23 protein-coding genes and 1 riboswitch are annotated in these 22309 nt (G+C 72.3%); of the genes, 12 read left to right on the top strand and 11 right to left on the bottom strand.

What is annotated here, in order from left to right:
• Positions 1-69 precede the first annotated feature (69 nt).
• Positions 70-768 carry a copper homeostasis protein CutC gene (locus HG542_RS06235; protein ID WP_171079043.1) on the bottom strand — a complete coding sequence of 233 codons (699 nt, stop codon included), beginning with the start codon at positions 766-768 and terminating at the stop codon, positions 70-72.
• Positions 769-836: 68 nt separating this feature from the next.
• Between HG542_RS06235 and HG542_RS06240 the strand changes: the two genes are divergently transcribed.
• A complete protein-coding gene (locus HG542_RS06240; RefSeq protein ID WP_229922544.1) occupies positions 837-1472 on the top strand; it encodes an HD domain-containing protein in 636 nt (211 codons plus the stop codon).
• Here HG542_RS06240 and HG542_RS06245 read toward each other — a convergent pair.
• Positions 1462-1731, bottom strand: a complete 270-nt coding sequence (locus HG542_RS06245) for a DUF4031 domain-containing protein (protein ID WP_171079142.1) — start codon at positions 1729-1731, stop codon at positions 1462-1464. The two genes, HG542_RS06240 and HG542_RS06245, sit on opposite strands and share 11 nt — an antisense overlap.
• Positions 1728-2087, bottom strand: a complete 360-nt coding sequence (locus HG542_RS06250) for a DUF8819 family protein (protein ID WP_171079045.1) — start codon at positions 2085-2087, stop codon at positions 1728-1730. The genes HG542_RS06245 and HG542_RS06250 overlap by 4 nt, the downstream gene beginning before the upstream one ends.
• 62 nt (positions 2088-2149) lie before the next feature.
• On the opposite strand from HG542_RS06250, the gene HG542_RS06255 reads away from it, so the two are divergent.
• From HG542_RS06255 to HG542_RS06265, 3 genes are read left to right on the top strand one after another with little or no spacing between them, the layout of a single operon-like run.
• A complete protein-coding gene (locus tag HG542_RS06255) occupies positions 2150-3055 on the top strand; it encodes a MurR/RpiR family transcriptional regulator (RefSeq protein ID WP_171079046.1) in 906 nt (301 codons plus the stop codon).
• 48 nt (positions 3056-3103) lie between these two features.
• Positions 3104-4039 carry an N-acetylmuramic acid 6-phosphate etherase gene (gene murQ, locus HG542_RS06260; RefSeq protein WP_171079047.1) on the top strand — a complete coding sequence of 312 codons (936 nt, stop codon included), beginning with the start codon at positions 3104-3106 and terminating at the stop codon, positions 4037-4039.
• A gap of 1 nt (position 4040) precedes the next feature.
• On the top strand, positions 4041-5459 hold the full coding sequence (locus tag HG542_RS06265; RefSeq protein WP_171079048.1) for a PTS transporter subunit EIIC: 1419 nt from the start codon (positions 4041-4043) through the stop codon (positions 5457-5459).
• A gap of 11 nt (positions 5460-5470) precedes the next feature.
• Here HG542_RS06265 and groL read toward each other — a convergent pair whose 3' ends face one another.
• From groL to thrC, 4 genes are all read right to left on the bottom strand, one after another.
• Entirely contained in the window at positions 5471-7093 is a 1623-nt protein-coding gene (gene groL, locus HG542_RS06270) for a chaperonin GroEL (protein WP_171079049.1), read from the bottom strand.
• Between the two features lie 352 nt (positions 7094-7445).
• The gene (locus HG542_RS06275) at positions 7446-7649 is read right to left on the bottom strand and encodes a cold-shock protein (RefSeq protein ID WP_004954158.1); all 204 of its coding nucleotides are present in this window, start codon (positions 7647-7649) and stop codon (positions 7446-7448) included.
• A 411-nt stretch (positions 7650-8060) separates the two neighbouring features.
• A complete protein-coding gene (locus HG542_RS06280; protein ID WP_171079050.1) occupies positions 8061-8336 on the bottom strand; it encodes a MoaD/ThiS family protein in 276 nt (91 codons plus the stop codon).
• A 40-nt stretch (positions 8337-8376) separates the two neighbouring features.
• Positions 8377-9657: a threonine synthase gene (gene thrC / locus HG542_RS06285; RefSeq protein ID WP_171079051.1), complete on the bottom strand. Its 1281-nt coding sequence runs from the start codon at positions 9655-9657 to the stop codon at positions 8377-8379.
• 17 nt (positions 9658-9674) lie between these two features.
• Positions 9675-9816: riboswitch (SAM riboswitch) on the bottom strand.
• Positions 9817-9990: 174 nt separating this feature from the next.
• Between thrC and HG542_RS06290 the strand changes: the two genes are divergently transcribed.
• The 3 genes from HG542_RS06290 to HG542_RS06300 all read left to right on the top strand — a co-directional run bounded on the left by HG542_RS06290 (position 9991) and on the right by HG542_RS06300 (position 13386).
• Entirely contained in the window at positions 9991-10938 is a 948-nt protein-coding gene (locus tag HG542_RS06290) for a glucosyl-3-phosphoglycerate synthase (protein ID WP_171079052.1), read from the top strand.
• 42 nt (positions 10939-10980) lie between these two features.
• A complete protein-coding gene (locus HG542_RS06295; RefSeq protein WP_229922545.1) occupies positions 10981-12471 on the top strand; it encodes an alpha,alpha-trehalose-phosphate synthase (UDP-forming) in 1491 nt (496 codons plus the stop codon).
• Between the two features lie 186 nt (positions 12472-12657).
• Positions 12658-13386 (top strand): hypothetical protein, encoded by a 729-nt coding sequence (locus HG542_RS06300; RefSeq protein WP_171079053.1) that lies wholly within the window; start codon positions 12658-12660, stop codon positions 13384-13386.
• 20 nt (positions 13387-13406) lie between these two features.
• Here HG542_RS06300 and otsB read toward each other — a convergent pair whose 3' ends face one another.
• The 3 genes from otsB to HG542_RS06315 form a co-directional block, all read right to left on the bottom strand.
• Positions 13407-14267, bottom strand: a complete 861-nt coding sequence (gene otsB / locus HG542_RS06305; RefSeq protein WP_171079054.1) for a trehalose-phosphatase — start codon at positions 14265-14267, stop codon at positions 13407-13409.
• A gap of 76 nt (positions 14268-14343) precedes the next feature.
• Positions 14344-14580 carry a DUF3263 domain-containing protein gene (locus tag HG542_RS06310; protein ID WP_171079055.1) on the bottom strand — a complete coding sequence of 79 codons (237 nt, stop codon included), beginning with the start codon at positions 14578-14580 and terminating at the stop codon, positions 14344-14346.
• 18 nt (positions 14581-14598) lie between these two features.
• A complete protein-coding gene (locus HG542_RS06315; protein ID WP_171079056.1) occupies positions 14599-15876 on the bottom strand; it encodes an extracellular solute-binding protein in 1278 nt (425 codons plus the stop codon).
• A gap of 177 nt (positions 15877-16053) precedes the next feature.
• On the opposite strand from HG542_RS06315, the gene HG542_RS06320 reads away from it, so the two are divergent.
• From HG542_RS06320 to HG542_RS06340, 5 genes are all read left to right on the top strand, one after another.
• Positions 16054-16944 (top strand): SIS domain-containing protein, encoded by an 891-nt coding sequence (locus tag HG542_RS06320; protein WP_171079144.1) that lies wholly within the window; start codon positions 16054-16056, stop codon positions 16942-16944.
• A gap of 349 nt (positions 16945-17293) precedes the next feature.
• Entirely contained in the window at positions 17294-18247 is a 954-nt protein-coding gene (locus HG542_RS06325) for an ROK family protein (protein ID WP_171079057.1), read from the top strand.
• Complete coding sequence (gene nagA, locus HG542_RS06330) at positions 18247-19410, top strand: N-acetylglucosamine-6-phosphate deacetylase (RefSeq protein ID WP_171079058.1); 1164 nt, start codon at positions 18247-18249, stop codon at positions 19408-19410. Before HG542_RS06325 ends, nagA begins: the two co-directional genes overlap by 1 nt.
• Before the next feature lie 135 nt (positions 19411-19545).
• Positions 19546-20460 carry a 1-phosphofructokinase family hexose kinase gene (locus HG542_RS06335; RefSeq protein ID WP_171079059.1) on the top strand — a complete coding sequence of 305 codons (915 nt, stop codon included), beginning with the start codon at positions 19546-19548 and terminating at the stop codon, positions 20458-20460.
• A gap of 21 nt (positions 20461-20481) precedes the next feature.
• On the top strand, positions 20482-21324 hold the full coding sequence (locus tag HG542_RS06340) for a class II fructose-bisphosphate aldolase (RefSeq protein WP_171079060.1): 843 nt from the start codon (positions 20482-20484) through the stop codon (positions 21322-21324).
• Positions 21325-21363: 39 nt separating this feature from the next.
• On the opposite strand, the gene HG542_RS06345 is transcribed toward HG542_RS06340, so the two are convergent.
• Positions 21364-22293: a CBM35 domain-containing protein gene (locus HG542_RS06345; RefSeq protein WP_171079061.1), complete on the bottom strand. Its 930-nt coding sequence runs from the start codon at positions 22291-22293 to the stop codon at positions 21364-21366.
• Between the last annotated feature and the right edge of the window lie 16 nt (positions 22294-22309).

Genomic DNA, 22309 nt, shown 5'->3' on the forward strand with positions numbered 1-22309 from the left:
GCGGTAGCTGGGGGAGGAACTGCGCGACCGGCCACGCCGAGCCCGCACCCGACGTGCATCCCCCGGCGGTCAGCCGGAAACCGCCTCGCGCCAGACGCGCACCGCCCCCGCGTCGACGGGCGAAGCCCACCCGGCGGGGCGTGCCGCGCTGCCGATGTGGAAGGCGGCGATCCCCGCCGCCTTCAGCGCGGGTACGTGCTTCAGCTTGAGGCCTCCCCCGGCCATGATCCGCGGTTCGTACCCCGGTTCGTCCCCGCGTGCCGCCTCCGCGACGAGCGTCGTGAGCCCGTCGTCCACGCCGGACGCCGACCCGGCGGTCAGGTACGTGTCGAGTCCCGGCTGGTCGGCCAGCTGCTTGCGCAGCGCATCGCGGTCCGCGGCCCGGTCGATCGCCCGGTGGAACGTCCAGCGGGACTCGGGGCCGATCGCGTCCACCAGGGCCGCCACCGCCGCCAGGTCCGCCCGGCCGTCGTCCGTGAGGAAGCCCAGGACGAACTCCTCCGCGCCCTCGGCGCTGAGGGCGCGTGCGTCCGCGCAGAGTGTCTCCAGCGCTTTGGCGCCTCCCGCCGCGAAGCCGTCCGTCGCGCGGAGCATCACCCGGACCGGGATGTCCACCGCGTCCCGCACGGCCGCGAACGTGGCCGGGGTCGGGGTCAGGCCGTCCGCTGCCATGTCGGTGACCAGTTCGAGGCGGTCCGCCCCGCCGGCCTGCGCCGCCACCGCGTCCTCGGCGTCGAGCGCGATCACCTCAAGAATTGGTCTAGACATGTGTCCAGCCTGCCACATCCGGCGCCTCCGCCGGTAGCGGGCCTCCCCCCATGGCCCACAATTGGCCCATGAGCGGCGAGCTGCGTGATCAGTGGATTCGGACCGTGAGTCGTGTCCGGGGCGAGCCCGGGCCCGATCCCGGGCCCTACGCCGACGATCTCCTTGCCCGGTGGAGCGAGCCTCAGCGGCGCTATCACACGGTCACGCATCTGGCCGCGGTTCTCGATCGCCTCGATGATCTCGCTTCGTACGCCGACGACATCGACGTCGTCCGGCTCGCCGCCTGGTTCCACGACGCCGTCTACCGGCCCGACCGCTCGGAGAACGAGGAGCGCAGCGCCCATCTCGCCGAGCGGGCACTGCCCGAGCTCGGCATCGGCAACGCCGTCACGGAGGAAGTCGCGCGTCTCGTGCGGCTCACCTTCACGCACAACCCCGAGCCCGGCGACCGCAACGGCGAAGTGCTGTGCGACGCGGATCTGGCCGTGCTGGGCGGGCCGCCGGTCGTCTACGCCGCCTACGCCGCCGAGATCCGGCAGGAGTACGGGTTCGTGCCGGAGGCGGACTTCCGGGAAGGGCGGGCCGGGGTGCTGCGGGAGTTGCTGGATCTCCCCCGGCTCTTCCGTACCCCGCTCGGGCACGAGCGGTGGGAGCGGACCGCCCGGCACAACCTCCGCGGGGAGCTCGAACTGCTCACCCTGTGAGCGGGCGTTTGCGGCGCCTCAGGCCCGCCCCCGTCATCCTGCTCACCAGTTCCTTGCTGCTCACCTCGACCGCGCCCAGCCGCACCGCCGCCGCGTACGTGCCCTCCGGCACGTCGTAGTGGTCGCCGTCGAACGCCTTCGACGGCATCCCCAGGCGTGCCGCGAACGCGTGCAGTTCCTCGAAGCTCACGTCGCTCACCAGGTGGGACCACATCCGGCCGTGGCCCGGCCAGTTGGGCGGGTCGATGTAGAGCACTATCGCCGCACTGAGCTCAGCGACCCGACGGGTGCCACGAGTACTGCCTGCTTGGTGCAGGCCCAGTGCGGGTCCGGGCCGAGTTCGGGTTCGACCTCCAGCGCGTGCAGGTCGCCCGACTCCGTGCACACCGGGCACAGCGGCCACCGGCCGTACCGGTCCAGCAGCGCGTCCTGGACGTCCTGCGCGACGAGCCCCACGAGGAACTCCGCGCCCTCCGGCCACTGCTCCACCCACCAGCGGCGCTGCGCCACCGCGTCCTCGACGAGCGAGACGACGTCCGCCTCGGCCACGTCCCCCGCCGCCAGGTCCGCGAGGACGAGCGCCCGCGCCGCGTGCAGTGCCTGTTCGAGCTCCATGAGGCCATTGTCCGGGAGCAGGAGGGTTGACTGCGCGCCGACCCGAAAATAGCTTTCAAAAAGTGGACAGGAATGTGAAGGAAACTGCCCCGCCTCCTCCCTCACCCGGTGCCCTCGCGGCCAAGGTGCGCACTTTGGTTCCTTCCATGACCCGTTCCATGCAGCGCGTGGCGGAGGTGCTGGCCGCCGATCCCGCGGGATCCGCCGCCCTCACCGTCACCGGACTGGCCGAGCGCACCGGCACCAGCGAGGCCACCGTCGTGCGCACCGCCCGGCTGCTCGGCTACCCCGGCTACCGGGACCTGCGGCTCGCCCTCGCGGCGCTGGCCGCCGAACAGGCCGCGGGCCGCGCCCCGGCCGTCACCGCCGACATCGCCGTGGACGACCCGCTGGCGAGCGTCGTCGCCAAGCTCGCCCAGGAGGAGAGCCGGTGCCTGGCCGACACCGCGGCCGGCCTCGACACCGCCCAGCTGGAATCCGCGGTGGCCGCCCTCGCGGCCGCCCGCCGCATCGACGTCTACGGGATCGGCGCCTCCAACCTCGTCGGCCAGGACCTCGTGCAGAAGCTGCTGCGCATCGGGCTGATCGCGCATGCCCCGGCGGATCCTCATCTGGCCGTCACCAACGCCGTGCAGCTGCGCTCCGGCGACGTGGCCGTCGCGATCACCCACTCGGGCCGGACCACCGACGTCATCGAACCGCTGCGGGTCGCCTTCGAGAACGGCGCCACCACCGTCGCCGTCACCGGCCGCCCGCAGGGCGAGATCGCCCAGTACGCCGATCATGTGCTCACCACGTCCTCCGCACGGGAGAGCGAGCTGCGCCCCGCGGCCATGTCGAGCCGCACCAGCCAGCTCCTCGTGGTGGACTGCCTGTTCATCGGCGTCGCCCAGCGCACGTACGACGCCGCGGCGCCGGCCCTGTCCGCCTCGTACGAAGCCCTGGCCCACCGCCACTCCCCCCGCTGACCATCGGAACCCCTGTCAGGAACCCCCCAGGAAAAGAGCCTCCTCACCATGACGTCGCCCGCCGCTTCCGCCGCCCTGCGCGCCCAGCTGGCCTCGCTCACGACCGAGGCGTTCCGTCCCGATCTCGCGGAGATCGACCGGCTGCCGACCGACGCCATCGCGAAGATCATGAACGGCGAGGACGCCCGCGTCGCGGCCGCCGTCGCCGAACGGCTCCCGGAGATCGCCGCCGCCATCGACGCGACCGCCGCCCGGATGGCCCGCGGCGGACGGCTCGTCTACGCCGGCGCCGGCACCGCGGGCCGGCTGGGGGTGCTGGACGCCAGCGAGTGCCCGCCCACCTTCAACACCGAGCCGGCCCGCGTGGTCGGCCTGATCGCGGGCGGACCGGACGCCCTCGTGACGGCCGTCGAAGGCGCGGAGGACAGCCGCGAGCTGGCGGCCGGTGATCTGGACCGGCTCGGCATCGGGGCCGACGACACCGTCGTCGGCATCTCCGCCTCCGGCCGCACGCCCTATGCGGTCGGCGCCGTCGAACACGCCCGCGCCGCCGGCGCACTCACCATCGGGCTCTCCTGCAACGCCCGTTCCGCCCTGGGCGCCGCCTCCGAGCACCCCATCGAGGTCGTCGTCGGACCCGAACTCCTCACCGGCTCCACCCGGTTGAAGGCCGGCACGGCACAGAAGCTCGTCCTCAACATGCTCTCGACCATCACCATGATCCGCCTCGGCAAGACCTACGGAAACCTGATGGTCGACGTCCGCGCCTCGAACGAGAAGCTGCACGCCCGCTCGCGCCGCATCGTCGCCCTCGCAACGGGCGCCGCGGACGCGGAGATCGAGCAGGCCCTGGAGGCGACGGACGGCGAGGTGAAGAACGCGGTCCTCGTCCTCCTCGGCGGGGTCGACGGCCCCACGGCGGCCCGGCTGCTGCGGGAGTCGGACGGGCACCTGCGCGCGGCCCTGGACGCGGCCCGGGGCTGACATGGACGCCACCGACCTCCTCCCCCTTCTCGGCGGGCCCGGCAACATCCGCTCTGTTGCCGCTTGCATGACCCGCCTGCGGGTCGAGGTGTACGACCGCGACAGTGTGCGGACCACCGAACTGCGCACCCTTCCCGGCGTATTGGGCCTCGTCCAGGACGCCGACGCGCTCCAGATCGTCCTGGGTCCCGGCACCGTGACCCGCGTCGCCGCGGAACTGCAACGGCTGCTGGACCCGCTCGCCGCCCGTGGCGCCTCCCTCAAGGCAGCTCAACAGGCCCGCAACGCCACGCCGTTCAAGCGCTTCCTCCGCCGCATCGGCCAGATCTTCATCCCCCTCGTCCCCGCCCTCATCGGCTGCGGCCTGGTCGCCGGCCTGGCCGGGGTGCTCGCCGACCTGCACCTGCTGACCTCGCTCGTACCGGCCCTGTCGGCCGTCGCGGGCGGCTTCATGGCCCTGCTCGCGGTCTTCGTCGGACACGGCACGGCACGGGAGTTCGGCGGCACCCCCGTGCTGGGCGGCGCGGTGGCGGCCGTCGTCGTCCACCCGGGCGTGACACACGTGCACGCCTTCGGCCTGACGCTCACGCCCGGCCAGGGCGGGGTCCTGGGCGCCCTCGGCGCGGCGCTGCTGGCGGTGCAGGTGGAGAAGGCGTGCCGCAGGGTGCTGCCCGCGGCGCTGGACGTGCTGCTCACCCCGGCGCTCACGGTCCTGCTGCCCGGGCTGGTGACCCTCTACGGGCTGATGTACGCGGCCGGTCAAGTCTCCGCCGCGACCGGGCGGTTCACGCACGTCCTGCTGGCCGACGGCGGCGCCGCGGCCGGCTTCGTGCTGGGCGGGCTGTTCCTGCCGCTGGTGATGCTGGGCCTGCACCAGGCGCTGATCCCGGTGCACACCACGCTGATCGCCGAGCAGGGTTCGACGCTCCTGCTGCCCCTCCTCGCCATGGCGGGCGCGGGCCAGGTCGGGGCGGCGCTCGCGCTCTACGTCCGGCTGGCGCGCAACGGCCGGGTGCGCAGCACCATCAGATCGGCGCTGCCGGCGGGGCTCGTGGGCATCGGGGAGCCGCTGATCTACGGGGTGTCGCTGCCGCTGGGCCGCCCGTTCGTCACGGCCTGCGTGGGCGGCGCGTTCGGCGGCGGCTTCGTGGGCCTGCTCGGCCAGTTGGGCAGCACGGTCGGCGCCACGGCCATCGGCCCGTCCGGCTGGGCCCTCTTCCCTCTCCTGAAGGGCAGCCACGGCCCGGCGGAGGCGGCCGCGGTCTACGGCGCGGGGCTGCTGGTGGGGTACGCGACGGGCTTCGCGGCCACATATGTCTTCGGGCTGAGCCGGGAGGCACTGGCGGAGCTCAACACGCCGAAGGCGGCACCCCCTTCGCAGGAAGTGCCGCCTTCGGCGTACAGCGTTCAGGACAAGTGATCCCTTCGGGATCAGAAGTCCATGTCACCGCCGGGCATGCCGCCCGGAGCGGCCGCAGCGGCCTTCTCCGGCTTGTCGGCGATGACGGCCTCGGTGGTGAGGAACAGCGCCGCGATGGAGGCGGCGTTCTGCAGCGCGGAGCGGGTGACCTTGGCCGGGTCGATGATGCCCTCGGCGATCATGTCGACGTACTCGCCGGTCGCGGCGTTCAGACCGTGGCCGACTGCCAGGTTGCGCACCTTCTCCACGACGACGCCGCCCTCGAGACCACCGTTGACGGCGATCTGCTTCAGCGGGGCCTCCAGGGCCAGCTTGACGGCGTTGGCACCGGTGGCCTCGTCGCCCTCCAGGTCCAGCTTCTCGAAGACCGAGGAGGCCTGCAGCAGGGCCACGCCACCACCGGCGACGATGCCCTCCTCGACGGCGGCCTTCGCGTTGCGGACGGCGTCCTCGATGCGGTGCTTGCGCTCCTTGAGCTCCACCTCGGTGGCGGCACCGGCCTTGATGACGGCCACGCCGCCGGCCAGCTTCGCCAGACGCTCCTGCAGCTTCTCGCGGTCGTAGTCGGAGTCGCTGTTCTCGATCTCGGCGCGGATCTGGTTGACGCGGCCCTGGACCTGGTCGCTGTCACCGGCACCGTCGACGATGGTCGTCTCGTCCTTGGTGATGACGACCTTGCGGGCGCGGCCGAGCAGGTCGAGACCGGCGTTCTCCAGCTTGAGGCCGACCTCCTCGGAGATGACCGTGCCGCCCGTGAGGATGGCGATGTCGCCGAGCATGGCCTTGCGGCGGTCGCCGAAGCCCGGGGCCTTGACGGCGACGGACTTGAAGGTGCCGCGGATCTTGTTGACGACCAGGGTCGACAGGGCCTCGCCCTCGACGTCCTCGGCGATGATCAGCAGCGGCTTGCCCGACTGCATGACCTTCTCCAGCAGCGGGAGCAGGTCCTTGACCGAGGAGATCTTCGAGTTGACGATCAGGATGTACGGGTCCTCGAGGGAGGCCTCCATACGCTCCATGTCGGTGGCGAAGTACGCCGAGATGTAGCCCTTGTCGAAGCGCATGCCCTCGGTGAGCTCGAGCTCCAGACCGAAGGTCTGCGACTCCTCGACGGTGATGACGCCTTCCTTGCCGACCTTGTCCATGGCCTCGGCGATGAGCTCGCCGATCTGCGTGTCGGCGGCCGAGATGGAGGCGGTGGAGGCGATCTGCTCCTTGGTCTCCACCTCCTTGGCCTGGTCGAGCAGCGCACCGGAGACGGCCTCGACGGCCTTCTCGATGCCGCGCTTCAGGGCCATCGGGTTGGCACCGGCGGCGACGTTGCGCAGACCCTCGCGGACCAGCGCCTGGGCGAGGACGGTCGCGGTCGTCGTGCCGTCACCGGCGACGTCGTCCGTCTTCTTCGCGACCTCCTTGACCAGCTCGGCGCCGATCTTCTCGTACGGGTCCTCGAGCTCGATCTCCTTGGCGATGGAGACACCGTCGTTGGTGATCGTGGGGGCGCCCCACTTCTTCTCGAGGACGACGTTGCGGCCCTTGGGGCCGAGGGTGACCTTGACGGCGTCGGCGAGCTGGTTCATCCCGCGCTCGAGACCGCGCCGTGCCTCCTCGTCGAACGCGATGATCTTGGCCATGTGAAGTGGTCCTCCCAGGACGGGGTGGATTGCTCCGGACCGCGTAGGCGCCCGCGACGGACGGCCTGCGCGCCTCGCGGTTCCTTGCCCCGCTTGGCCCGCGGACCTCACCGACGGTCCAAATCTGTCACTCTCACCCGGAGAGTGCTAGCCCAATGATTAGCACTCGACCCCTGAGAGTGCAAGGTCGCCCCGAAGGGGTGTCGATGAGGGGTGGTGGTCGGGCGACGGGTGGGCGCAAGCGTGTAGAGCGCTACCCACGCGGACGAGCGCACATGCACGAGGGGCCCGCACTCCTGGGAGTGCGGGCCCCTCGGCAAGCCGATTGAGCCGGGTGACCGACGCGCGACCGTCAGGCCGTCACCTTGACCATGTCCGCCTGCGGACCCTTCTGGCCCTGCGAGATCTCGAACTCGACCCGCTGACCCTCCTCGAGGGTGCGGTAGCCGTCCATCTGGATCGCGCTGTAGTGGACGAATACATCCGCACCACCGTCGACCGCGATGAAGCCGTACCCCTTCTCCGCGTTGAACCACTTGACGGTGCCCTGAGCCATGCCTAACTCCCCTATTACTGGCCCTTGCACAGGACCGCACTTCGCGGACCCGGGTCAGACCTCACCCCCTGACAGGTGGGGGTGTGCGCCGGAACGCGTCGACCGCGGCTGAATGTATCTGCACGGATGCCGTCTGCAACAGGTCACTCGGACGAGAATTCCGGGCGCGGCCGATCGGAAATAAGCGCCGAATCGCGGGGATTATCGGGCAAGCCGGACCGGGCATAACCCAACCAACCCGACAATTCGTGCACGCGTTTCGTGCACAACTTGACGGGTTCTCATATGCGTTCGGCAGTGACACCGGAGGGGGAACGCCCCAACTGTATCGCGCTTCAACAGACGGAATCGCCCCGTCCGTTTTACGGGCGGAGCGATTCCGGGGCATTGTTCAGCAACCCTGTGTAAAGGTCAGCCCCCCGCAACGGCGGGAATCACGGAGACGGCGGAGCCGTCCGGGGTGGGCGTTTCGAGCCCCTGCTCGAAACGGACGTCGTCGTCGTTGACGTAGACGTTGACGAACCGGCGCAGCCGGCCGCTGTCGTCGAGCACGCGGGCGGCGATCCCGCTGTGCCGCGCTTCGAGGTCCGCGATGACCTCGGCGAGCGTGGCCCCGGCGGCCTGCACCTCGGCCTGGCCGGAGGTGTAGGTGCGCAGGATGGTGGGGATGCGGACGGTGACGGACATGGGTTCACCTTTCGGTAGGGGTTGGTCGGGTGGGTGGCCCTCAGAGGCCGGCCGCGCGGAACGCGTCCAGGCTCGGCCGGATCACGGCCGTCGGACCGGCCGCCACCGCATCCAGCGTCTTCAGCCCGTCCCCCGTGTTCAGGACGACCGTCGTCAGCGAGGGATCGAGCACCCCGTGCTCGACCAGCTTCCGGGTGACCCCGACCGTCACCCCGCCCGCCGTCTCGGCGAAGATCCCCTCCGTCCGCGCCAACAGCCGGATGGCGTCCACCACTTCCGCGTCCGTGACGTCCTCGACCGCCCCGCCCGTCCGCCGGGCGATGTCCAGCACATACGGCCCGTCCGCCGGGTTCCCGATCGCGAGGGACTTCGCGATCGTGTCCGGCTTCACCGGCCGCACCACGTCGTGGCCGCCCTTGAACGCCTGGGAGACCGGTGAGCACCCGGCCGCCTGCGCGCCGAAGATCCGGTAGGGCCGGTCCTCGACGAGCCCGAGGGCGATGAGCTCCTTCAGCCCCTTGTCGATCTTCGTGAGCTGCGAGCCGGAGGCGACCGGCACCACGATCTGGTCCGGGATCCGCCAGCCCAACTGCTCGCAGATCTCGTACGCGAGGGTCTTGGAGCCCTCCCCGTAGTACGGGCGCAGATTGACGTTGACGAAGCCCCAGCCCTCGCCGAGCGGGTCGCCGATCAGCTCGGAGCAGAAGCGGTTCACGTCGTCGTAGGTGCCCTCGATGCCGACCAGGTCGCCGCCGTAGACCGCGGCCATGACGACCTTGCCGGCCTCCAGGTCGTGCGGGATGAACACGCAGGAGCGGAAGCCCGCGCGGGCCGCCGCGGCGCCCACCGCGCCGGCCAGGTTGCCGGTGGACGAGCACGAGAGCGTCGTGAAGCCGAACGCACGCGCCGCCTCGACGGCGATGGCGACGACGCGGTCCTTGAAGGAGTGGGTCGGGTTGCCGGAGTCGTCCTTGACGTACAGCCCACCGGTGACGCCGAGTTCGCGGGCGAGGTTGTCCGCCCGGACGAGCTTGGTGAAGCCGGGGTTGAGGTTCGGGCTGTCCGCCACGTCCGCGGGTACGGGGAGCAGCGGGGCGTAGCGCCAGATGTTCGGCGGACCGGCCTCGATCCGCCGGCGCAGCGCCTCGGGGTCACCGGCGGGCAGGTCGAAGTCGTAGGCGACTTCGAGCGGACCGAAGCACACCGCACAGGCGAAGACGGGACCGAGCGGGACGCGCTCGCCGCACTCGCGGCAGGACAGCGCGACGGCGGGACCGAACACCGGACGGGTGATAGCACTTTCAACGGCTTGCACAGCCATGGAGGCGAGGCCCTTTCTCCTCATCTTCCTCGCGGCGAACCTCGCCACGAGACGGAATTGGCACCTTCCCCGCCGGGAGCCTCGCTGCGTAACGCGAGACCGGCTGGAGGGTTGCCGGGGCTTCAACGGGCCGTGTCCCTCTGCCCCTCTGGATGAGCGGTATGGCGCTGGGCGAGGCCCAGGCATTTGTACGCGTGACGACCCCGACATGCGACGGCCGTCCGCGTTGTTCAAGACTGTAACGGAAGGGGCGCGGCCGTGAGAGGGCCGTCCGCACCGCGAGATGCATCACATCGGACCCGCAACACACCGGACACACAGGGAGTCGTACACGTGCTGGAAGAGGTGGAGCGCTGGCTGGACCGCCGCTCCTGGACCGCAGCAGACCGTCCGCTCGACCAGCTGCTCGCCGCCAAACGCGAGGCCGGGACCACGGTCAGCGTGGTGCTGCCGGCGCTGAACGAGGAGGCGACGGTCGGCGCCATCGTCACGGCGATCCGCGAGGGGCTGATGACGGAGGCGGTGCCGCTGGTCGACGAGCTGGTGGTGCTCGACTCGGGCTCCACGGACCGCACCGGCGAGGTGGCGGCGGCGGCCGGGGCCCGGGTGGTGCACCGGGACGCGGTGCTGCCGCGGCTGCCCGCGCTGCCCGGCAAGGGCGAGGTGCTGTGGCGGTCGCTGCTCGTCACGGGCGGGGACGTGGTCTGCTTCGTGGACGCCGATCTGCGGGACTTCTCCGCGTCGTTCGTGTCCGGGATCGTGGGCCCGCTGCTGACGGACCCGGAGGTGCAGTTCGTCAAGGCGATGTACGACCGCCCGCTGGGCGAGGCCCCCGGGCGCGGCGGCCGGGTGACGGAGCTGGTGGCCCGCCCGCTGCTGAACCTGCACTGGCCCCAACTGGCCGGTTTCGTCCAGCCGCTGGGCGGCGAGTACGCGGCGCGGCGCTCGCTGCTGGAGCGGCTGCCCTTCCCCGTCGGCTACGGCGTGGAGCTCGGCCTGCTGGTGGACGCGCTGCACACCGTGGGCCTGGACGCGCTGGCCCAGGTGGACGTGGGCGTACGCAAGCACCGCCACCAGGACGAGCAGGCCCTGGGCCGGATGGCCGCCGCGATCTACCGCACCGCCCAGCTGCGGCTGGCCCGCGGCCACCTGGTGCGGCCCGCGCTCACCCAGTTCGAGCGCACCCCGGACGGCTTCGCCCCCAGGACGTACCCGGTGGACACGGAGGAGCGGCCTCCGATGGCCGGGATACCGGAGTACGTGCAGCGGCGGGCCGCGTAGGGCGTACGTTTGAGCGGTTCACCGGACGGCAAGGCTGCGGTCATGGTCGCTGAGCACATGCACATGCACATGCCGCGCGCGCAGGTGGTGGTCGCCTCCAACCGCGGCCCGGTCTCCTACGCGCTCCGGGCGGACGGCTCGCTGGCCGCGGGCCGGGGCGGCGGCGGCCTCGTCTCGGGCCTGAGCGCGATCGGGCAGCAGGGCGGCGGCGAGGGCGGGGCCGTCTGGGTGTGCGCGGCGCTCGGCGAGGGCGACCGGGAGGCGGTGCGCCGAGCAGGCCGAAGACTGGATCCGGGCGACACCGGGGGCCATCCGGTGCGGATGCTGGACATCCCGCCGGGCACCTTCGCCGCCGCGTACAACGGCGTGGCCAATTCGGTGCTGTGGTTCGTCCACCACCTGCTCTACCAGACGCCGCTGGAGCCCGTCTTCGACCTGGAGTTCCGCTCCCAGTGGGCGGCCTACGAGACGTACAACGCGACGTTCGCCGATGCCCTGGCCGAGGAGGCGGCGGAGGGGGCCTGTGTGCTCGTCCAGGACTACCACCTGGCCCTGGTCCCCGGGATGCTCCGCGAGCGGCGCCCCGACCTGCGCATCGGCCACTTCTCGCACACGCCGTGGGCTCCGCCGGACTACTACCGGCTGCTTCCGGACGACGTGGCCGAGCAGGTCCTGCGCGGCATCCTCGGCGGTGACCGCGCGGGCTTCCTCACCCACCGCTGGGCCGAGGCCTTCGCCGCGTGCTGCGCGGCCGTGCTCGGCGCGGAGGTGCTCGGGGCGGAGGAGGGCCGGGCCACGGCGGTGCGCTTCGAGGGGCGTACGACCCGGCTCGGGGTGCACGGCCTGGGCGCGGACGCGGACTTCCTGCGCGAGCGTGCGCACCGCCCCGACGTCGAGGAGCGGATGGCGGCCCTGCGCGCGCAGATCGGCCCCGGCCGCAAGACGATCGTGCGCGTCGACCGCACGGAACTGTCCAAGAACATCGTCCGCGGCCTGCGCGCCTACCGCCGCCTCCTGGAGGAACGCCCGCAGTGGCGCGGCCGGGTGGTGCACATCGCCTTCGCCTACCCCTCCCGCCAGGACCTGGCGGTCTACCGCGACTACACGGCCGAGGTCGAACGCATCGCGCGCGAGATCAACTCGGCCTTCGGCAGGGAGGACTGGCAGCCGGTGGCCCTCCATGTGAAGGACGACTTCGCCCGCTCGCTGGCCGCGTACCGCCTGGCGGACGTGGCCCTGGTGAACCCCATCCGCGACGGCATGAACCTGGTCGCGAAGGAGGTCCCGGTGGTCTCGGAACACGGCTGCGCCCTGGTCCTCTCGCGGGAGGCGGGCGCCGCGGCCGAGTTGGGCGACGAGGCGCTGCTGGTGAACCCGTACGACGTGGAGTCGACGGCGCAGGCCCTGCACGAGGCCCTGCTGATGGACACGGCCGAGCGCGCGGAGCGCACGAAGCGACTCGCGGCGGCGGCCACGGCGTTGCCGCCGGCGCGGTGGTTCCTCGACCAACTGCGGGCGCTGGAGCGTTGCTGACTGCGGGCCGGGGCGCCCCGTAAGGGGCGCTGGGGGTACCCCCAGCGGTAGCTGGGGGAGGAACTGCGCGAGCAACCACAGCGGACCCGCACCCGAAGAACCGCGCCCTCCCCGCACCCCGGGTGCACGCCCGCGCACACGAACCCCCTGTATGCCCCCCGCAGGGGCCAGGGTAGACATGGCCGCATGTCAATCGCCCCACGCTGGGCCGCACTTGCCGCGGCCACCGCAGCCCTGATCGCCGTCACGGCGACCGGCTGTTCGTCCTCCGACTCCAAGAAGTCGGACGCCAAGAGCTCACCCTCCGCCCCCGCCGCCTCCAGCGGCGGCGGCAGTACCGCCGCGATCCCTGTCGGCGCCGGTCCGCAGTCCTCGTACACCGCCCAGAAGCAACCCGCCCCCGGTACCTGCCATTACCAGTACACGGCGGACAAACAGCCTCTTCCCGACCCCAAGTGCACCCCGGGTGCGACCAATCCCAAGGTCACCCAGGCCACGCTCAAGGACACGATCTGCAAGAGCGGTTACACCGCGACGATCCGTCCGCCGGTGGGCGTCACCAACAAGGAGAAGACCGCCAACGCCGAGTCGTACGGCTACAAGGGCTCGCCCCGCGACGCCGAGTACGATCACCTCATCAGCCTCCAGCTCGGCGGCGACCCCAACGACCCGCGCAACCTGTGGGTCGAGCCGCCCTCCCCCGGGCACAAGGACGGCGCCGGCCCGAACAACCCCAAGGACGTGGTCGAGACCAAGCTCAAGACCGCGATCTGCTCGGGCAAGACGGACCTGGTCAAGGCCCAGCAGGCCATAGCGCACGACTGGACGACGGCGCTGAACACCCTCGGCATCAAGGACAGCGGCAAGGCGCCCGCGAAGGGCGTGAAGGAGACCAAGGACGCGGACGACGACTGACCGACTGGTCGACTGACCGGTCAGGCCCCCAGCCGCTCCGCGAGCGCGGCGAGCAGCTCCACGACCCCGCCGGGCCCGTCGACCACCAGGTCGGCGCGCCCGGCGAGTTCCGTCACCTCACCGCTCCCGCTGCACACCAGCGTCCCCGGCACCCCTTCCGTCCGCAGCTTCTCGACGGCTCCGAAGGCGGCGAGGTCGCCGAGGTCGTCCCCGGCGTAGAGCACGGATCCGGCGCCCGTCTCGCGGACGTAGTCGGCGAGGGCGACGCCCTTGTCCATGCCGGGCGGGCGCAGTTCCAGCACCAGGCGGCCCGGTTCGACGATCAGGCCGTGCCGCTCGGCGAGTTCGGCGAGCGGGGCGCGCAGCGCCTCGAAGGCGGCCTGGGGGTCGGGGGCGCGGCGGGTGTGGACGGCGACGGCGCGGCCGCCCTTGTTCTCGATGTGCGCCGTCTCGATCCAGGTGCCGCGCCAGGCGCCGGACCGGTCGAGCACGCCGGGGAGCTCGGCCTGGACGGCCGCGACGCCGGGGTGCGGGGCGGGTGCGTGGACGGTGCCGGTGACGGCGTCCCAGCGCTCGGCGCCGTAGTGGCCGAGGACGACGAGGCGCTCCAGGCCGGGGACGCCGGCGAACCCGCCGTAGCGGACGGCGACGCCGGCCGGGCGGCCGGTGACCACGGCGACCGAGCCCAGGTGCGGGGCGAGCCGGGCGAGGGCCGGCACGGCTCCGGGGTGGGCGCGGGCCTGTTCGGGGTCGGGCACGATCGGTGCGAGCGTGCCGTCGAAGTCGAGCGCGACGACTGCCCGTTCGGGCCGTGCCAGCAGTGCGGCCAGGCCGTCGCGGCCGGCGGACGTCACGGGTTCCGGGAGGGGATGGCTGCCCATACGGCGACCCTACCGGTGCGCCCGCCGCCGGGGAGTGCGGTTGCCGCGCCCCGTACGGATCAGCCGGATCACCGGATCAGCGCCGTTCGCGCCGCGCGTCCCGCAGCCGGCGCAGCCGGTTGACGGTCACGGGGTCGTGCGCGAGCGCCCGCGGATCGTCGATGAGGGCGTTGACCAGCTGGTAGTAGCGGGCCGGGGTGATCCCCAGCCGCTCCCGCACGGCACGCTCCTTGGCGCCCGGGCCGGACCAGGCCGCCCGCTCGATGGCGAGCACGGCCCGGTCCTGCTCGGAGAGCTCGTGCGCGTCGTCCACGGTGTCCACCGTAGTGCCCTAGCCGTCCGCGTTCTCCGTGGCGTCGGCCAGCCGCTGGATCTCGGACAGGACCGAGGCCGGGTCGCCGCCCTTGCGGACGACCGCGCCGATCTTCTCCTTGATCGCCACGCTCACCTTGGCCCAGGAGACCTTGTCGGCGGGGTAGAACGAGGCGTCCTGGAGCTGGTCCAGGAACGGCCAGAGCTCGCCGTGCGCGCGGTCGTCGTGCATCGCACCGGACGCGGCGGTGGTCACCGGCAGCAGGTTGTACTGGCCGGTGAAGGACAGCACGTTGTCGCGCGAGTAGACGAAGTCGAGGAAGGGGCCGATGCTGTCGCGGTTGTTGTTCTGCTTGAACGCCATCATCCAGTCGGCGACGCCCATGGTGGAGCGGGCCTTGCCCTTGATGCCGGGCAGCGGCGTCATGTCGAAGTCGAGGCCCTTGGCCTTGGCCTGCTGGATCAGCGTGGGGTGGCCGTTGAGCATGCCGACGTCGCCGGCCCCGAAGGCGTCGAAGACGTCCTGGCGGTTGGTGCGCCCGGGGTCGTTGGGGCCGACGAGGTCCTTGCCGACGAGCTCGTCGCGCACCCACTCGAACGCCTTGACGTTCTCGGCGGAGTCGATCGTGTAGGCGCCGTTCTTGTCGGTGTAACCGCCGCCGCCCGCGAGCATCCACATCATGGTCTCGGCCGGGGCCTCCTCGGGACCGAGGGGCAGACCGTAGGGGATCTTCACGCCCGCGGCCTTGAGCTTGATCGCGGCGGCCTGCAGCTCGTCCCAGCTCTCGGGGGCCTTGGTGACGCCGGCCTTGGCGAAGAGCTTCTTGTTGAAGAAGAGCAGGCGGGTACTGGCGACGAACGGCAGGCCGTACTGCACCCGGTGCACCTCGCCCGCGGCGGCGATCGAGGAGATGAAGTCCGCCTGGGTGGGTATGGAGAGCAGCTGGTCGGCCGGGTAGAGCTTGCCCGCGGCGGCGAAGTCGGCGTAGGCGCCGATCTGCGCGATGTCGGGCGCCTTGCCGGCCGCGACCATGTCGGCGACCTTCTTGTCGACCTCGGTCCAGCTGTAGACCTCGACGTCGATCTTGATGCCCTTGTTCTTCGACTCGTAGTCGCGAGCGAGGGAATCCCAGTATTTCTTGGAGCTGTTGTCCTTTTTGTCGCCGTAGTCCGCTGCGACGAGCTTGAGGTGTTTGCTCCCGCCGGGACCCGAGCTGCCGCACGCCGTCAGCGCGGGCGCCAACGCCGCAGTGGCGGCACCCGCCGCCGTCAGACCCAAGAACCGCCGCCGCTGCACTACTGCTTCCCACCTTTGTGTGGATGGTGTGTGTTCGATGGAGACCGCGAGTCTCTCCCGCGCGCCACCTTACGGTCTAGCTCGACGGGGTCTCGCTTCGGTATCGCCCTTCCGCGAAGATCGCACCCGGATCGCACCCCGATCGCACCTCGCAAGGAGGAGCAGCACATGACGCCGATGTCCTCTACTCCCGTTTCCCGTACGGCCGTTGAGCTGGCGACACAGCCGGCCTGCTGGCGCAGGGCCGCGGCACACATCTCGTTCTCACCGGATCCCGGCGAACGGATCGCCGTGACCGGGTGCGGCACTTCGTGGTTCATGGCACAGGCGTACGCGGCCCTGCGGGAGTCCTCCGGACGGGGCGAGACGGACGCGTTCCCGTCGTCGGAGTTCCCGGCCGGGCGGCGGTACGACCGAGTTGTCGCAATCACCCGCTCCGGGACGACGACGGAGGTGCTGCGCGTCCTGGACGCGGTACGCGGCCGGATACCCACCGTGGCGATCACGGCGGACGCGGCGACGCCGGTGCGTGATGCCGCGGACGAGGCGGTGGTGCTGGACTGGGCGGACGAGCAGTCCGTCGTCCAGACCCGCTTCGCGACGACGGCCCTGGCATACCTGCGCGCGGGCCTCGGCCCCGGGGACGACGTGACCGCCGCCGCGGCCGACGCGGAGGCGGCGCTGAGGGCGCCGCTGCCGGCGGCGGCCGTGGAGGCCGAGCAGTGGACGTTCCTGGGGGCGGGCTGGACGTACGGCCTGGCGCAGGAGGCGGCACTGAAGATGCGGGAGGCGGCGGGGGCGTGGACGGAGGCGTACCCGGCGATGGAGTACCGCCACGGCCCGATCGCCGTCGCCCGTCCGGGGCGCGTGGTGTGGGCCTTCGGCCCGATGCCGGAGGGTCTGGCGGAGGACGTCGCGGGCACGGGGGCACTCCTGATCACCGGCGCCGGGGACCCGATGGCGGACCTGGTCCGCGTCCACCGGCTCGCGGTGGCGGTGGCGGAGCGGCGCGGCTTGTCGCCGGATGCGCCGCGAGGGCTGACGCGGAGCGTGATCCTCGCCCCGTAGGGGCGCGGGGCTGTACACATATGCGGCTCCGCCGCGGGGGCGCGACCACGGCGCCCCGTCAGGGGCGCTGGGGGCACCTCCCAGCGGTAGCTGGGGGAGGAACTGCGCGACCAGCCCCCACCGGCCCGAAGGCAGGGCGCCACCCCAGGGGGTCCGGGGCGCAGCCCCGGGTACCTCGGCTGTCGGCGCGTCGTGGTCGCTCGCGCAGTTCCCCGCGCCCCTGACGGGGCGCCGTGGTGGGCGCATAACGCGTCGGCACCGGCGGCGGGGCGCCGTGGTGGCCGCAGACCACATGGGCGCCCCGCGAGTGGACTAGACCTTTCGGGTCCACCCGCGCGAAACTGTCCCCGTGAAACACGTCATCGCGCTCGACGTGGGCGGCACCGCCATCAAGGCCGCCCTCGTCGGAGCGGACCACGTCCTGCTGCACGAGACCCGGCGGCCCACCGGCCGCGACCAGGGCCCCGACGCAGTCGTGACCGGCATCCTCGACCTCGCAGCAGACCTCCGCGACCTCGGCGAGCGCCGCTACGGCGAGCCGCCCGCCGCCACCGGCATAGCGGTGCCCGGCATCGTCGACACCGCCGGCGGCACCGCGGTCTACGCCGCCAACCTCGGCTGGCGCGACGTCCCCCTGCGCGCCCTCCTCGCCGACCGCGTCGGCGGCCCGGTGGCCCTCGGCCACGACGTGCGCACCGGCGGCCTCGCCGAGGGCCGCATCGGCGCCGGCCGCGGCGCCGACCGCTTCCTGTTCGTGCCCCTCGGCACCGGCATCGCCGGCGCCATCGGCATCGACGGCCGCGTCGAGGAGGGCGCCAACGGCTGCGCGGGCGAGATCGGCCACGTCGCCGTCCGCCCCGGCCCCGGCGGCGAGCCGTGCGGCTGCGGCGCCCGCGGCTGCCTGGAGACGGTCGCCTCGGCGAGCGCCGTCAGCCGCGCCTGGGCCCGCGTCAGCGGCGACCCGCAGGCCGACGCCGCGGACTGTGCGAAGGCCGTCGCCGCGGGCGACCCGCGCGCGACGGCGGTCTGGGCCGAGGCCGTGAACGCCCTCGCGGACGGCCTCGTCATGGCCGTCACCCTGCTGGACCCCGGCACCCTGATCATCGGTGGCGGGCTGGCCGAGGCCGGGGAAACGTTGTTCGCACCGCTGCGTGCGGCGGTCGCGGAGCGCGTCACGTTCCAGAAGCTCCCCCACATCGTTCCGGCGGCCCTCGGGGACACCGCCGGCTGCCTGGGCGCGGGCCTGCTCGCCTGGGACCTCATCACTCAGCACGCCACGGATGCCACGGAGGTAACCGCCTGATGGCCGAACGCACAGTTCTCACGGGAGCCGGGCTGGTCCTGCCCACGGGCGTGGCGGAGGAGGGGACGGCCCTCGCGGTCGAGGGCGGCCGCATCGCGGAGATCGCACCCCGGACCACGGGCGACCGGACCCTCGACCTGTCCGGCCACTGGATCGTCCCCGGCTTCGTGGACATGCACGTCCACGGCGGCGGCGGCGCGTCCTTCTCCGCGGGCAGCGCCGAGGAGGCGCTCACCGCGATCCGCACGCACCGCGCGCACGGCACGACCACGATGGTCGCCTCCACCGTCACCGGCGACCTGGACGACCTGGCCCGGCAGGCCGCGGTCCTCTCCGAGCTCACCGAGCAGGGCGACCTGGCGGGCATCCACTTCGAGGGCCCGTTCATCTCCCCGCACCGCTGCGGCGCGCACCAGCCGGACCTGCTGCGCGACCCCGACCCGTCGGACGTGCGCAAGCTCGTCGACGCGGCGCGCGGCGCGGCGCGGATGATGACGCTCGCGCCCGAACTACCGGGCGGCCTGGAGTCCGTCCGACTGCTCGCCGACCACGGCGTGATCGCGGCGGTCGGCCACACGGACTCCACGTACGAGGCGACGCTGGAGGCGATCGACGCGGGCGCGACCGTCGCCACGCACCTCTTCAACGCGATGCCCTCGCTGCTGCACCGCGCGCCGGGTCCGATCGCCGCGCTGCTGGAGGACGAGCGGATCACCGTCGAGCTGATCAACGACGGTACGCATCTGCACCCGTCCGTCCTGGAGCTGGCGTTCGCCCGCGCGGGCGCGGAGCGGGTCGCGTTCATCACGGACGCGATGGGCGCGGCCGGCATGAACGACGGCATGTACCCGCTCGGCCCGATGCGCGTGGAGGTCAAGGACGGCGTGGCCCGGATCGCGGACGGCCCGACGGCGGGCTCGATCGCGGGCTCGACGCTGACGCTCGACACGGCCTTCAAGCGCGCGGTGACGATCGACGAACTCCCGGTGGAGGCCGCGGTGCAGGCCCTGTCCGCAAACCCCGCCCGCCTGCTGGGCGTTGCCGACCGGGTCGGCTCGCTGGAGCCGGGCAAGGACGCGGACCTGGTGGTGTTCGACGAGGCGTACGAGCTCGTGGGCGTGATGCGCAAGGGCACTTGGGTGGTCGCTCCCGAAGTGCGCTGATTGTCGCCCCACTTCGGCAGCGGCGGCGGGCCCGGGGGGACTGGGCCTGCCGCCGCTGTTTTGGCATGATCGCTCGCGCAACTGACGCAACTGACGCAACGACGCACCGGTGCGAGAGATGTGAGAGAGACGCAGATGATCCTCACGGTCACGCTCAACGCCGCGCTCGACCTGACGTACCGCGTCCCGCGGCTGCTCCCGCACACCGAGCACCGCGTCGACCGGTCCGCCGAACGGCCCGGCGGCAAGGGCCTGAACGTGGCGCGTGTGCTGGCCGCGCTGGGCCACGACGCGGTGGTCACCGGCTTCGCCGGCGGTCCGACGGGCGAGACCCTGCGGCGCCTTCTCGCGGAGACGGCGCCCGGCGTGACCGATGCCCTCGCCTCCATATCCGGGACCACCCGCCGCACGGTCGCCGTCGTCGACGAGTCGACGGGTGACACGACACAGCTCAACGAGGCGGGCCCGGAGGTGACCCAGGAGGAGTGGATCGCCTTCGAGGACCGCTATGTGCGGCTGCTGGCCGGTGCGGAGGCGGTCGCGCTGTGCGGCAGTCTGCCGCCCGGCGTGCCGGTGGGGGCGTACGCGCACCTGGTGCGGCAGGCGCGGGCGCGGCAGGTGCCGGTGGTGCTGGACACCAGCGGCGAACCGCTCCGCCGCGGCATCGCCGCCCGGCCCGACCTGGTCAAGCCGAACGCGGCCGAACTGGCCGCGCTCACCGGCTCGACGGCCCCCCTGGAGGCGGCCCGCGACGCCCGCCGCCGGGGCGCCCACGCGGTGGCCGCTTCGCTGGGATCCGAGGGCATGGTGGCCGTCACCCCCGACGGCACCTGGCGGGCGACCCCGCCCCGCCCCGTGCGCGGCAACCCGACGGGCGCGGGCGACGCGGCGGTGGCCGCCCTCCTCGCGGCGTGGCACCTGCCCTGGCCGGACCGCCTGGCACGGGCGGTGGCCCTGTCGGCGGCGACGGTGAACGCCCCGGTGGCGGGCGAGTTCGACGCGGCGCTGTACGAGGAGTTGCTGCCGAAGGTCAGGGTCACCATGGCGTGACCAGAACGGAAAGGGAACCGCATGCCCCTCGTCCGCACCGCAGACCTCATGACCGCAGGCGGAGCCGTAACCGCCTTCAACGTCATCACCGTCGAACACGCCGAAGCGATCGCGGCCGGAGCCGAGGCGGCGGGCGCCCCCGCCATCCTCCAGATCTCCGAGAACGCCGTGAAGTTCCACGGCAACCGGCTGACCCCCATCGCCGCCGCCACCGCGGCCGTGGCCCGCGCCTCGACCGCGCGCCTGGCCCTGCACCTCGACCACGTCGAGAGCACGGACCTCCTGCACGCCGCCCACACGCACGACTTCAGCTCGGTCATGTTCGACGCGTCGAAGCTCCCCTACGCCGACAACGTCAAATCAACGGCGGCCGCGGCCCGTTGGGCGCACGACCGCGGCCTGTGGCTGGAAGCGGAACTGGGCCGCATCGGCGGCAAGGCGGGGGACGCCCACACCCCCGGCATCCGCACCGACCCCACGGAGGCGGCCGCATACGCGGCGGAGACGGGCATCGACGCCCTGGCGGTAGCGGTAGGCAGCACCCACGCGATGACGACCCGCACGGCCACCCTCGACCACACCCTGATCACCGAACTCCGCACAGCGGTCCCGGTCCCCCTGGTCCTCCACGGCTCCTCCGGCGTACCGGACCACGAACTCCGCCGCGCGGTGGCCTCAGGCATGACGAAAATCAACGTGGGCACGGCCCTCAACACGGCCTTCACGGGCGCGATCCGCGCCTTCCTGGAGGCCCACCCGTCGACGGTCGACCCGCGCGGGTACCTCGCCGACGCCCGCAAGGCGATGGCGACGACGGTGGCGAACTTCCTGCGGGCGGTCAGTTGCCCCACCAGCACATACTGAAGGGCCCGACGTCCGGTCGGGCCCTCGGCTTCGTCACCGCTACCCGTTCACATGCCCCGGCTTCAGCCACAGCTGGTCAAGGTTGAAGTTGCACTGATTGCCCTGCTCGCAGGACACCTTGATGGTGTTCGTCCCCTTGTTGAGGTCGATCCAGGCGAACGTGCGCGTCCAGCCCTTGTCCCATTCGCCGTTCTTCGCCTGGGCGAAGTTCTTCATGTTCAGCTGCCGGCTGCTCGCCTGGCCGTTGACCGTGAGCGTCGAGTTGGCGTCCGTGCCCGGCACGCCGTACCCCACGAAGACCGTGTACTCGCCGGCCTGCGGCACTTCCAGGGTCCATTCGACCGCGGCACCCGGCTTGTTCATGCCGGTGATGTATGTACCGCCGTCGGCCTTGGCGCCCTGCACGTCCTTGGCCGTCGTGGCGCCGCCGCTGAGGCGCAGGCTTGCCGCGTCCCGCTTCAGCATCCCGGCCGCGGACGGGTTCTGGGGCTCGTCGCTCGCCTTCTTCGAATCGTCGCCCGACTTGCCGTCCTTGCCGGACTTCTGCTCACCCGCAGAGTTCTGCTTGTCGTCCTTCGTCGACGACGTCTCGTTCGTCAGCATCGCCACCCCGATGCCGCCCGCGACAACCACGACAACCGCTATCGCCGCTATCAGCGGCCCCCGCCGCTTCGGACGTGCCGGGGCGGCCGGACCCGCCGCGTACCCCGTCGGAGCCTGGGGCGCAGCCCCGCCCGGCAGGGTTTCCGGGGCCGCGTAGTGCGGGTGCGGCCGCTGGGCGGACGCGGGCTGGCCGTACTGGCGGGAGCCGACGGGCCGTACCTGGTTGTACGAGGTGCGGGGCACCCCGGGCCGGCGCTCGGCGGACGCGTCCGTGCCGGCCTCGCCGCCCTCAGAGCGGTAGAGGTAGCCGAACGGGTCGTCGTTCTCCGGCGTCCCGGTGTCGTTGCCGTTGTTGCCGGCCGTCATCCCCTGTCACTCCCCA

The sequence above is a fragment of the Streptomyces morookaense genome (genome assembly GCF_013030945.1).
GTDB lineage: Bacteria > Actinomycetota > Actinomycetes > Streptomycetales > Streptomycetaceae > Streptomyces > Streptomyces morookaensis.

Excerpts from the sequence above, each read along its gene's own strand:
- HG542_RS06235 (WP_171079043.1), bottom strand. The coding sequence starts at position 768 with ATGTCTAGACCAATTCTTGAGGTGATCGCGCTCGACGCCGAGGACGCG.
- HG542_RS06240 (WP_229922544.1), top strand. The coding sequence starts at position 837 with ATGAGCGGCGAGCTGCGTGATCAGTGGATTCGGACCGTGAGTCGTGTC.
- HG542_RS06250 (WP_171079045.1), bottom strand. The coding sequence starts at position 2,087 with ATGGAGCTCGAACAGGCACTGCACGCGGCGCGGGCGCTCGTCCTCGCG.
- murQ (WP_171079047.1), top strand. The coding sequence starts at position 3,104 with ATGACGTCGCCCGCCGCTTCCGCCGCCCTGCGCGCCCAGCTGGCCTCG.
- HG542_RS06265 (WP_171079048.1), top strand. The coding sequence starts at position 4,041 with ATGGACGCCACCGACCTCCTCCCCCTTCTCGGCGGGCCCGGCAACATC.
- groL (WP_171079049.1), bottom strand. The coding sequence starts at position 7,093 with ATGGCCAAGATCATCGCGTTCGACGAGGAGGCACGGCGCGGTCTCGAG.
- HG542_RS06275 (WP_004954158.1), bottom strand. The coding sequence starts at position 7,649 with ATGGCTCAGGGCACCGTCAAGTGGTTCAACGCGGAGAAGGGGTACGGC.
- HG542_RS06280 (WP_171079050.1), bottom strand. The coding sequence starts at position 8,336 with ATGTCCGTCACCGTCCGCATCCCCACCATCCTGCGCACCTACACCTCC.
- thrC (WP_171079051.1), bottom strand. The coding sequence starts at position 9,657 with ATGGCTGTGCAAGCCGTTGAAAGTGCTATCACCCGTCCGGTGTTCGGT.
- HG542_RS06295 (WP_229922545.1), top strand. The coding sequence starts at position 10,981 with ATGGTCGCTGAGCACATGCACATGCACATGCCGCGCGCGCAGGTGGTG.
- HG542_RS06300 (WP_171079053.1), top strand. The coding sequence starts at position 12,658 with ATGTCAATCGCCCCACGCTGGGCCGCACTTGCCGCGGCCACCGCAGCC.
- otsB (WP_171079054.1), bottom strand. The coding sequence starts at position 14,267 with ATGGGCAGCCATCCCCTCCCGGAACCCGTGACGTCCGCCGGCCGCGAC.
- HG542_RS06320 (WP_171079144.1), top strand. The coding sequence starts at position 16,054 with ATGTCCTCTACTCCCGTTTCCCGTACGGCCGTTGAGCTGGCGACACAG.
- nagA (WP_171079058.1), top strand. The coding sequence starts at position 18,247 with ATGGCCGAACGCACAGTTCTCACGGGAGCCGGGCTGGTCCTGCCCACG.
- HG542_RS06335 (WP_171079059.1), top strand. The coding sequence starts at position 19,546 with ATGATCCTCACGGTCACGCTCAACGCCGCGCTCGACCTGACGTACCGC.
- HG542_RS06340 (WP_171079060.1), top strand. The coding sequence starts at position 20,482 with ATGCCCCTCGTCCGCACCGCAGACCTCATGACCGCAGGCGGAGCCGTA.
- HG542_RS06345 (WP_171079061.1), bottom strand. The coding sequence starts at position 22,293 with ATGACGGCCGGCAACAACGGCAACGACACCGGGACGCCGGAGAACGAC.